This is a genomic window from Micromonospora sp. MP36 (assembly GCF_008119785.1).
Classification (GTDB): Bacteria; Actinomycetota; Actinomycetes; order Mycobacteriales; family Micromonosporaceae; genus Micromonospora.
Genome location: NZ_VSFA01000254.1, coordinates 1 through 1,385 on the forward strand (window position 1 = coordinate 1; position 1,385 = coordinate 1,385).

Sequence of the window (1,385 nt, forward strand, 5' to 3'; positions counted from 1 at the left end):
GCCGCACGGCTTGAAACCGAGGCGGCGGTAAACGGGTTCACCGTCCGAGGACGCCTGCAGGACCAGCGTGCGATAACCCGCGTCGTAGGCGGTGCGAAGGGTCGCCAGTGTCATGGCGCCGCCGTAGCCGCGTCGGCGGTGAGCCGCCAGGGTCGCGATGTTGTAGATCCCGGCGACCTTCCCGTGCAGGAAGACCTCGGCCGAGCTGACCGGGTGGCCGTCAACGTAGCCGACCAGGTAACGGGCGGGGCAGCCGGGGGCGAGTGCCCACTCGGCGGCATCGGCGAAGAAGCGGCGCACAGTGGCGGCTGGCGGATCCCAGTTGGCGGCGAGGACGGTCGCGTAATCGGAGAGCTGCCTGGGGTTCGTCACAGGATGGATGTCCAGGCCTTGAAGATGCGGTCGGGGTGGTGCCGCGTTCAGTTCCGTCCACATGCCCGTCTCGGTCTCCGACGCCGTGAGACCGGCTTCCTCGAGCAATGAGGCCAGTTGTGCCGGTGCGGAGGCAGGGCCTACCCACCAGGAAAAGGGCCGGCCCGTGGCGGCAAGGGCCTGGACCGTCTCCCTGACCCGGGTGTGGGCGGTGTCCGTACGCAGCCTCGCCGCCGCGACGATGTTGAACGTGTCGTCGGCCAGCCCGCTGTCGGCGATCAGGAGGTCGTCCGTCTCCGTGACGGTCGGGCCCGGCATGTGACGGTGCAGGTGACACGCGTGCTCGGCAAGGTTCCGTTCCATCTCGGCCAGCAGATCGGAAACAGAGCAGTCGGGGTACTTGGCGTCTTTCATTGAGGTCATCGCATCATGACGGTAATCGCTGTGCACCGGAATTCTCCCTCGGTGGCCCCCACCCGGGCCGGTCGCCAGGCGATGTCGTCGGGCGGAAGGCGCCGTGGAGCGCGACGCAAGGCGGATTTCACCGACCGGCGTGCGTGTCTTGGTCGTCGTACGGCCCCGACGAACTCCGGCACCACGCTGCCCATCTGCTACGCGAACGCCTCGCCCACACCGGTGAGCGGAAGCTCCCACCCCGACGGGTCGTTGCGCCCATCAAGATCATCACCCACCTCGTGAACCACGCACCCACACCACACACACGGCCCTGAGCGCCTTCATCGCTGGCTGCAATCAGCTGGCCCCGGGTCGTCAAACTGCCCCGAGGGCACTAGGCCGTGTCTCCCGGATCATGGCTTGGGGCGGTCCGGTTTTGCGCGTAGCCAGATGAGGATGTCGGCGATCTGCACGGTGGCCCGGTAGCGGCAGGCGAGCTTGTCGTACCTGGTGGCCACGGCGCGGAACTGCTTGCGCCGGTTCATCAGCCGTTCGATGGTGTTGCGCTGCCGGTAGCGGTGCGGGCGGAACGTGGGCGGACGACCACCGCGTGGCCC

The 1,385-nt window shown here is 68.1% G+C and carries 1 protein-coding gene and 1 pseudogene; both read right to left on the minus strand.

Annotation, left to right across the window (positions count from 1 at the left end; genetic code table 11):
• The coding region (locus FXF52_RS41015; RefSeq protein WP_222870963.1) for a GNAT family N-acetyltransferase at window positions 1-822 on the minus strand (822 nt) is incomplete at its 3' end.
• Between the two features lie 359 nt (window positions 823-1,181).
• Window positions 1,182-1,385, minus strand: a pseudogene (locus FXF52_RS41020) (IS5/IS1182 family transposase); the annotation flags it as partial.